This is a genomic window from Luteimonas deserti (assembly GCF_013425765.1).
Lineage (GTDB): Bacteria > Pseudomonadota > Gammaproteobacteria > Xanthomonadales > Xanthomonadaceae > Luteimonas > Luteimonas deserti.
Genome location: NZ_JACCJZ010000004.1, coordinates 86,599 through 95,325, shown reverse-complemented (window position 1 = coordinate 95,325; position 8,727 = coordinate 86,599). Strand labels below are relative to the sequence as shown.

7 protein-coding genes are annotated in these 8,727 nt (G+C 70.5%); 3 read left to right on the top strand and 4 right to left on the bottom strand.

Going from position 1 to position 8,727, the window contains the following annotated elements:
• Positions 1 to 118: 118 nt before the first annotated feature.
• On the bottom strand, positions 119 to 583 hold the full coding sequence (locus H0E82_RS01120; protein ID WP_180543135.1) for a tRNA (cytidine(34)-2'-O)-methyltransferase: 465 nt from the start codon (positions 581 to 583) through the stop codon (positions 119 to 121).
• Between the two features lie 46 nt (positions 584 to 629).
• Positions 630 to 1,334 carry an SDR family oxidoreductase gene (locus H0E82_RS01115; RefSeq protein ID WP_180543134.1) on the bottom strand — a complete coding sequence of 235 codons (705 nt, stop codon included), beginning with the start codon at positions 1,332 to 1,334 and terminating at the stop codon, positions 630 to 632.
• A 206-nt stretch (positions 1,335 to 1,540) separates the two neighbouring features.
• Between H0E82_RS01115 and H0E82_RS01110 the strand changes: the two genes are divergently transcribed.
• From H0E82_RS01110 to H0E82_RS01100, 3 genes are all read left to right on the top strand, one after another.
• A complete protein-coding gene (locus H0E82_RS01110; RefSeq protein WP_180543133.1) occupies positions 1,541 to 4,417 on the top strand; it encodes a M16 family metallopeptidase in 2,877 nt (958 codons plus the stop codon).
• A gap of 285 nt (positions 4,418 to 4,702) precedes the next feature.
• Positions 4,703 to 5,014 carry a DUF4156 domain-containing protein gene (locus H0E82_RS01105; RefSeq protein WP_180543132.1) on the top strand — a complete coding sequence of 104 codons (312 nt, stop codon included), beginning with the start codon at positions 4,703 to 4,705 and terminating at the stop codon, positions 5,012 to 5,014.
• 141 nt (positions 5,015 to 5,155) lie between these two features.
• Positions 5,156 to 6,172: a 3-oxoacyl-ACP synthase III gene (locus tag H0E82_RS01100; protein WP_180543131.1), complete on the top strand. Its 1,017-nt coding sequence runs from the start codon at positions 5,156 to 5,158 to the stop codon at positions 6,170 to 6,172.
• Positions 6,173 to 6,438: 266 nt separating this feature from the next.
• Here the strand turns inward: H0E82_RS01100 and H0E82_RS01095 are convergent, their stop codons facing one another.
• Positions 6,439 to 8,157: a GAF domain-containing protein gene (locus H0E82_RS01095; RefSeq protein ID WP_180543130.1), complete on the bottom strand. Its 1,719-nt coding sequence runs from the start codon at positions 8,155 to 8,157 to the stop codon at positions 6,439 to 6,441.
• Positions 8,154 to 8,723, bottom strand: coding sequence for a biliverdin-producing heme oxygenase (locus tag H0E82_RS01090; protein WP_180543129.1), 570 nt, complete (start codon positions 8,721 to 8,723; stop codon positions 8,154 to 8,156). Before H0E82_RS01090 ends, H0E82_RS01095 begins: the two co-directional genes overlap by 4 nt.
• Positions 8,724 to 8,727: the final 4 nt, after the last annotated feature.

Genomic DNA, 8,727 nt, shown 5'->3' with positions numbered 1-8,727 from the left:
GCTGTGCAGACGCACGCCCCCTCGGCGGCGCGGAGCTTGGCACCTTCACAAAAAAATAACAAGAAGTTCTTCAGTGCCGCTCGGGCAGCCCAGCGCGCGCGGATCGCTTCGGGTGACCTCAGGCCCCGCCCTCGAACCCCTGCTGGCGCCACGCCTCGAACACCACCACCGCCACGGCGTTCGACAGGTTGAGGCTGCGATTGCCCGGCCGCATCGGCAGGCGGAGGCGTTGCGCGTCCGGCACGGCGGCGAGGACCGCGTCCGGGAGGCCGCGCGTCTCGCTGCCGAACAGGAAGGCGTCGCCCGGCTCGAAGACGGGCGTGTCGAACCGGACGGCGTTGCGCGTGCTCAGGGCGAACAGACGCAGCGGCGCGATCGCGGCCATTGCGGCGTCGAGGTCGTCGTGCACCTGTACGGCGGCGTACTCGTGATAATCCAGCCCGGCCCGGCGCAGATTGCGGTCATCGAGGTCGAAGCCCAGTGGCCGCACCAGATGCAGCCGCGCGCCGGTGTTCGCGCACAGCCGGATCACGTTGCCGGTATTGGGCGGGATCTCGGGCGTGTGCAGGATGACGTCGAACATGGCCGGGCGGCACCTCGGGCGGGGCGCCATTGTCCGGCATCCCCCCTCACCAGGGCAGGGCGGCCCCGGTCCAGTCGAGGAACCGACCGCTGGCGGCGTCGTCCAGGCCGGCAATCACCCGGCGCAGCCCGGCCACCGCATCCTCGGGCGTTTCGTCCGCCCGGGCGCCGCCCATGTCGGTGCGGACCCAGCCCGGGTGCAGAGCCACGACGACGATGCCGCGGGGACGCAGGGCGTGCGCGAGCTGCACGGTGGCCATGTTCAGCGCGGCCTTGCTGATCGCATAGCTCGGCGTGCCGAAGTGCGTGGTGTTCGCGATCGAGCCGAGCTGCGAGGACAGGTTGGCCACGCGGGCGCCGTCGGCGAGCAGCGGCGCCAGGGCCTGGGTCAGCAGCAGCGGTCCGACGACATTGGTGCGCAGGCTGTCCTCCAGACCGGCGGCCTCCAGCGCACCGAAGCGCTCGCCGCCGTGCAGCACGCCGGCGTTGTTGACCAGCAGACCGATCCGCGCGCCCTCGGCGGTCGCCAGCGGCCATTCGCGCACCAGCTCGTCGCGCGAGCGGGTGTCGCCGACATCCAGCGGAAGGATCTTGAGGTGGCCGGGATGTTCGGCGGCCAGGTGGTTGAGCGCCGTCGCCTTGCCGGGGTGGCGGCAGGTCGCGAGGACGTGCCCGTCGTCGGCGAGCACCTGGCGGACGAACTCGAGGCCGAGTCCGCGGTTGGCGCCGGTCACCAGGGTCCAGTCGGTCATCGTCGGTGCTCGCGGTCGGAGCGCCCGATGCTAGCGCGGCCGGTGGGAGCTCCGCGGCAATGGCGAGCCCGGACGATGGCCTCGAGACGCGCGGCGCGCGCCGCGGCCGGCCGCGCGTCCGCGGCGACCATGACCTGCGGCCCGTGCCCGGAGGGCGCCGGCTGGCTACGATGCCGGTCCATTCCGCACGAATCCCAAGGATCGGCATGTCCGCGAGCCACGCACGCACCGCTTCGTCCCCGTCCCGTCCTCGTCGGGCGCTGCTCGCGCTGGCGACCGGTCTGGCCCTGACCGGCCTGGGCGCCGCCCCGACGACGTTCGCCGCTCCGTCTCCCGCTGCAGCGACGGTGGACATCCCCTTCGAGAGCTTCACCCTGCCCAACGGCCTGCGCGTGGTGGTGCACACCGACCGCAAGGCGCCGATCGTCGCGGTCAACATCTGGTACCACGTGGGCAGCAAGGACGAACCCGCCGGCCGCAGCGGCTTCGCGCACCTGTTCGAGCACCTGATGTTCCAGGCCAGCGAGAATCACGACGGCGAGTTCTTCGATCCCTTCAAGCAGGTCGGGGTGACCGACCAGAACGGCACCACCAACACCGACCGCACCAACTACTTCCAGAACGTGCCGACCACCGCGCTCGACATGGCGCTGTGGATGGAATCCGACCGCATGGGCCACCTGCTCGGCGCGGTCGACCAGGCGGCGCTCGACGAGCAGCGCGGCGTGGTCCAGAACGAGAAGCGCCAGGGCGAGAACCAGCCCTACGGCCAGGTCTGGGACCGCCTCACCCGCGCCATGTATCCCGCGGGCCACCCCTATCACCGCGGCGTCATCGGTTCGATGAACGATCTCAACGCGGCTTCACTGGACGACGTCAAGACCTGGTTCCGCACCTGGTACGGACCGAACAACGCCGTACTGGTGCTGGCGGGCGACATCGACGTCGCTACGGCGCGGCGCAAGGTGGCGCAGTATTTCGGCCACATCCCCGCCGGGCCGACCATGGCACAGCCCGCGGTGGACGTCGCCAGACGCCCCGCCGATACCCGCGAGACCCTGGAGGACCAGGTGCCGCAGGTGCGCATCTACCGCGCCTGGAACGTGGCCGAGCTCGGTACCGCCGACATCGACCGGCTGCAGGTGCTCGGCAGCGTGCTGGGCGGGGCCAAGGCCTCGCGGCTCGACCGGCGTCTGCTCCACGGCGACCGCCTGGTCGACAACGTCAGCGCCGGCGCCTACGCCTCGCAGCTCGGCTCGACCTTCATCGTGATGGCGACCGTGAAGCAGGGCGTGGACCCCGCGCGGGTCGAGGCGGCGATCGACGAGGAACTCGCCCGGCTGATCGCCGAAGGCCCCACCGAGGCCGAGCTGGCGCGCGCCAAAACCTCGTTCCGCGCCGGTTTCGTTCGCGGCATCGAGCGCATCGGCGGCTTCGGCGGCAAGGCCGACGCACTGGCCGAATGCACCGTCTACGCCGGTGACCCGGGCTGCTTCCGCGCATCGCTGCAGAACGTCGCCAGCACCACGGCGGAGGATGTCCGCGCCGTCGGCGCCAGGTGGCTCGATGTCGGCAGCCACACCCTCACCGTCGTTCCGGGCGCACGCACGCCGCTGGTCGAAGAGCCCGCGGTCACCCCGGCGCCGTTCACGCTGCCGGCGCCCGATCCCAAGTACCGGACCACGCGCAGCCGCGTCGACCGCAGCGCCGGCGTGCCGAAGACCGCCTCGTTCCCCGACCTGAAGTTCCCCGAGCTGCAGCGCGCGACGCTGTCGAACGGGACCGAGGTCATCCTGGCGCGCCGCCCGGAGATTCCGGTGGTACAGCTGAGCTACGAGTTCAAGGGCGGCTACACCGCCGACCAGGGCCGCACGCCGGGCACCGCGAGCTTCACGATGAACGTGCTCGACGAAGGCGCCGGCGGTCTGGGCGCGCTCGACTTCGCCGACCGGGTGGAAGCGCTGGGCGCGAGCCTCGGCGCCGGCGCCTCGCTCGATGGCAGCAATGCCTACGTCTCGGCGCTGAAGGAGAACCTCGACCCGTCGCTGGCACTGTTCGCCGACATGCTGCGCCGGCCGAACTTCGAGCAGACGGAGATCGACCGCATCAAGGCCACCTGGATCGCCGGCATCGCCCAGGAGAAGGCCCGCCCGAACAGTGTCGCGATGCGCGTCCTGCCGCCGCTGGTCTACGGCGCCGGGCATCCGTATGCGATTCCGTTCACCGGCAGCGGCAACGAGGACGCGATCGCCAGGCTCACCCGCGACGAACTGGTCGCGTTCCACCGCGACTGGGTGCGTCCGGAAGGCGCCGCGCTGATCGTGGTCGGCGACACCACGCTGGACGAGATCGTGCCGATGCTCGAACGCCATTTCGGCGACTGGCGCGGCACCGGTGCAGCGCCGGCACCGATCACCGTGGCCGAGGTCGCCCGACCGCAGCAGGCACGGGTGTTCCTGATCGACCAGCCCGGCGCGGTGCAGGCCAACATCTTCGCCGCGCAGGTGATTCCGCCGACCAACGATGCGTCGTCCACCCGCTTCGACATGGCCAATACCGTGATCGGCGGCGACTTCACCGCGCGCCTGAACATGAATCTCCGCGAGGACAAGCACTGGTCCTACGGCGCACGCAGCTCGGCCAGCGGCGCGTTGGGCCAGCGTCCGTGGATGGCCTCGGCGCCGGTGCAGATCGACAAGACCGCCGACGCCATGGCCGAGATCCAGCGCGAGCTGGACGATCTGGCCAGCGGCCGGCGTCCGCCGACCGACGCCGAGCTCGCGCGCGCGCGCGCCATCAACACGCTGAGCCTGCCGGGTGCCTACGAGACCGCGTGGGCGGTGATGAACACCATCGGTGGCAACGTGCGCTTCGGCCGTCCGGACGACTACGTGTTCCAGCGCAAGGCCGAGATCGAATCGATGACCATCGAAGACCTCGCCGGCGTGGCGGCCACGATCGACCCCAAGGCGCTGACCTGGGTGGTCGTCGGCGATCTCGGCCAGATCGAGGCGCCGGTGCGCGCTCTCGGGCTTGGCGATGTGCAGGTGCTGGACGCCGACGGCAGGCCGGTCGCGCGCTGAGACCTGCCGGATGGTCTGCTGCGCTTGCCAGCCGGTGGGCGCGCGGCGCTCGGCGGAGCCGCCTGGAGGCGGTTCCTGACCGCGCCGGGTGCAGGTGGGACGCCGTGGTCGCCGGCGAGGCGGGCACGCGGCGCGTGCCACGTGTCTCGGCGGCCTGCGCGCCTGCGATGAGTCCGGCTGCGCTCGCGACCGATCCTGGAGGGTGCAGCCGTGATCGCACGCTCAGACGATGCCGGCCACAATGGCGGGCATCGTTCCATCCCCACTTTTCTGGAGGCTATCCGCATGCGCAAGTCCCTGCTCGTCGTGCTGCTGTCCCTGTCCGCCAGCGGCTGCACCTGGGTGCACATGGCGCCCGGCGCGAGCGCGGTCCGCGTGACCGGCGTGGCCCCGACGGGGTGCGAGAAGCGCGGTGAGGTGGAGGTTTCGGTGACCCACAACATCGCATTCATCGAGCGCAACGCCTTGCGCGTGCTCGAGGAACTCGAGACGCTGGCGCGCAACGAGGCGCCCGGCATGGGCGCCGATACGATGAGTCCGCTCGGCGAGCCGTCGGGCGGCACCCAGCGCTTCGCGGCCTGGCGCTGCGGCGGCTGAACGGGCGCGCCTGCGAGCGCAGATCGGAGTGACGCCAACGACGTCGCGAAACGCGCCGCGCCGATGCGACCGCGCGGAATGCGCCGATCTGCCGAAGCGGTTACCCTATGCGGCTCCCTTGCCAGATCCGGCGCCCAGCCCATGCTCTTCAAGAACGTCGCCATCGCCGGCCTCGCCCATGTCGATGCGCCGCGCCGCGTCACCAGTGACGACATCAACGCACGGCTGAAGCCGACACTCGACCGACTCGGCATCAAGACCGACGTGCTCAAGGACATCGCCGGCATTCACGAGCGTCGTCTCTGGGACGACGACGTGCTGGCCTCCGATGCCGCGACGATGGCCGGGCGCAAGGCGCTCGACGATGCCGGCATCGAGGTGGGCAAGCTGGGGCTGCTGGTCAATACCTCGGTCAGCCGCGACTATCTCGAGCCGTCGACGGCCAGCATCGTCGGCGGCAACCTCGGCATCCCCGACACCTGCCAGAACTACGACCTCGCCAACGCCTGCCTCGCCTTCGTCAACGGCATGGATGTCGCCAGCCGCATGATCGAGCTGGGCGAGATCGACTACGCGCTGATCGTCGACGGCGAGACCGCGAACCTCGCCTACGAGAAGACCATCGAGCGGCTGCTGCGTCCGGAGACCACCGAGGACGATTTCCGCAACGAGCTGGCCACGCTCACGCTCGGCTGCGGTTCGGCGGCGATGGTGCTGGCGCGTGCCGACCTGATCCCCGACGCACCGCGCTACAAGGGCGGCGTGACGCGCTCGGCGACCGAGTGGAACACCCTGTGCCGCGGCAACCTCGACCGCATGGTCACCGATACCCGCATGCTGCTGATGGAAGGCATGAAGCTCGCGCAGAAGACCTTCATCGCCGCGCGCGAAGCGATGGGCTGGGTGGTCGAGGAGCTGGACCAGTTCGTGATCCACCAGGTGAGCAAGGTGCACACCGGCGCCTTCGTGCAGACCTTCGGCATCGATCCGAAGAAGGTGCACACCATCTTCGGCGAGCACGGCAACATCGGCCCGGCGTCGGTGCCGATCGTGCTGAGCAAGCTCAAGGCCCTCGGCCGGTTGAAGAAGGGCGACCGCATCGCCCTGCTCGGCATCGGATCGGGGCTGAACTGTTCGATGGCCGAGGTCGAGTGGTGACGCCTGCGGCGTAGTGGCCGGCCGTCAGCGCCGGTTGTGATGAGGGCCGGCATGTCCGGCCTTTTTCGTGTCGGACGCCGCCGCGGCCCTGCGCATGTCACCGTGTTCGCGGCGCCGCGACCTTCGGCACGGCGTCCCGGCCGATCGGGCCTCGACGCAACGGACGGATCGACCGCGCGCGATCCGGACCGGCATCGACCTCTCCCGGATCCCCGACCACATCGCGTGCCCGACGCGGGCGATGCCCGTCACGCAGGCGGCGCGACTCAGGCCTCGGCCGCCATGGGGCCGATCAGGCCCTGCAGTTCGGTCTCCAGCAGGTTGATGCGCTGGGATAGCTTCGCGGCCTCTTCCGGACTGACGTGAACCAGGCCGTTGAGCAGTTCCGACAGCTGCATCAGGCGATGCCGCTGGCTGCGCAGATCGAGGCGGGCATGGCGACTGTGGATGTCCGAGGCGTCCACCTGCGGGCCGGTCCTCCGGTAGCGTTCGCGCACGACCAGATGCAGGCGCTCGACCACGCGGAAATCGGCATCGCACCACGGTGCGCTCAGGCCGCGCACGGTCTCGTGCCATGCCGCGAAGCTCGCGCGCGGGCCGATCTTGTCGCCCTCCTCGTCGATCACGAACGGCGTTTCGGGACTGCCCGCCCAGCGCACGTCCTCCACCTGCTCGCAGCGGAAGAAGAACAGCCACTCGTCGCGGCCGAGGTCCAGGGGCACGGCGAGCACTCCGGCCAGCCCGTCTGCGGCCTCCAGAGAGCCGGCCCAGGTCTCCGCCCGCTCCGTGCTGACCACACCGCCGGTGCCGACGCCTTCGCGTCGGAGCCATGCCAGCAGGCTGGGCACGCTGGTCTCGGCAGGTGCCCTGCCCGCACTGTGCCAGTGCCCGTCCTGCAGCAGTCCGGCGCCCTCGCAGTCGACCGCACGCACCAGCAGGTCGAGCTCGCCGGCCAGCGCCATCCGCGGCGTACTTGCATTCGCAAGGCGCAGCGCCAGGGTATCGCGCACGCTGCGCGCCTCCTCCTCGACCGCGGCCGCGTGCTGCTGCTCGCGCGAGGCGATGCGCATCGAGACGAACAGGCCGAACAGGTCAGCCGCCGCGCGCACGCCCGGCGGCACGCGCCGCGGCACCCGGTGGTGGCAGGCGATCAGGCCCCACAGGCGGCCACCGGCGATAATCGAGATCGACATCGACGCCGCCACGCCCATGTTCGCCAGATATTCCAGATGCACCGGCGAGACGCTGCGCAGCGCATGCTGACTCAGATCCAGCGGCATGCCGCGCGCATCGCGGTCCGGCACGATCGGCACCGGCGTGTAGCGCGCGTCGGGAATCACCCGGATCCGGTTGCGCAGGTACAGCGCGCGCGCCTGCGCGGGAATGTCGGATGCCGGATAGCGCAGGCCGAGATACGACGTCAGCTCCGAATCACGGGATTCGGCCACCACTTCGCCGGCATCGTCGTGGCGGAAGCGATAGACCATCACCCGGTCGTAGCCCGTGAGCAGACGGACCTGTTCGGCCACCCGCTGGTTGAAATCCGCGATGTTGGCGCTGTTGGCGACACGCGCGATCATCGTCTGCGCGACCACCGTGGGTGAGCGTTCGCCCGCGCTGCGTGGCTGTGGTTCGATCTCGATGTGCACCAGGCCGTCGGCCACGTGCACGCTCACGTCGCACAGGTGTGCCAGCAGGCCGATGTTGGCGACCGCCGCGCGCTGCGGCGGCGCGCCGGGTTCGCCGAAACCGATGGTCTCGGCAATGGACTGGATCAGGTCGTCGGTCAGGAACTCGCGCAGGGAATGCCGGAGCATCGCCTCGGGCGGCGCGCCGGTCAGCGATTCGACATTCGCCGAGACGTGACGGATGGTCCAGTCGGGCAGCTGGCAGGAAATCAGGTGTCCATGCGGCTGGATCGCGGCCGACAGGTGGATCTGCTCGCTCGAACAGGCGTCGAGGGCGCGTTGAAGGGCCGGATTCATGCGGCGCTCTCCTTGGCGAGGGATTGGAAGGTGACGCCGCCCGCAAGACACGCGGCGACGTGGTGGAAGGCATCGCGCGCGCCACGCACCATGCGGTCGACCCGCGGTGCGTCGTCGACATCCAGCGCGGCGAGCTGCGCCTGCATGTCGCGCCAGTCGGCGCCGCCGGAATGACGCGCGAGAAAACACGCGCCGCGCTCCGGCGTCTGGCCGAGTCCGCGCACGCCCTTGGCGAGATGACGCGCGCCGAGACTGCTGCCGGCCATCACGTAGGACCAGCCGAGTCCCTCGTCGGCGCCGACGCGCGTCTGCGCGACGAGAACGGGCAGCGGTGCCAGGTCGTTCGTCGCCAGATCGCGCGCCAGCCACAGCGACTGCCGCGCAGGCGCGCCGACGGCGGTCTCGAAGTCCACAGCGAAGCGGTGCATGCCGCGCAGGTAACGCGCGTAGTCCGCGAGATCGCGCAGTCCCTGGGGGAAACTCGCATCCACCTCGGCATGCTGCGCATGCGTCGCCGCGCGCAGGCGATCCCGCACACTGTCAGCGCTCGAGAGCGAGGACTCCATTTGG

Bases quoted from the DNA above. Each gene is read 5' to 3' on its own strand.
- H0E82_RS01095 (WP_180543130.1), bottom strand. From the start codon at position 8,157: ATGAATCCGGCCCTTCAACGCGCCCTCGACGCCTGTTCGAGCGAGCAG.
- H0E82_RS01110 (WP_180543133.1), top strand. From the start codon at position 1,541: ATGTCCGCGAGCCACGCACGCACCGCTTCGTCCCCGTCCCGTCCTCGT.
- H0E82_RS01090 (WP_180543129.1), bottom strand. From the start codon at position 8,723: ATGGAGTCCTCGCTCTCGAGCGCTGACAGTGTGCGGGATCGCCTGCGC.
- H0E82_RS01120 (WP_180543135.1), bottom strand. From the start codon at position 583: ATGTTCGACGTCATCCTGCACACGCCCGAGATCCCGCCCAATACCGGC.
- H0E82_RS01115 (WP_180543134.1), bottom strand. From the start codon at position 1,334: ATGACCGACTGGACCCTGGTGACCGGCGCCAACCGCGGACTCGGCCTC.
- H0E82_RS01105 (WP_180543132.1), top strand. From the start codon at position 4,703: ATGCGCAAGTCCCTGCTCGTCGTGCTGCTGTCCCTGTCCGCCAGCGGC.
- H0E82_RS01100 (WP_180543131.1), top strand. From the start codon at position 5,156: ATGCTCTTCAAGAACGTCGCCATCGCCGGCCTCGCCCATGTCGATGCG.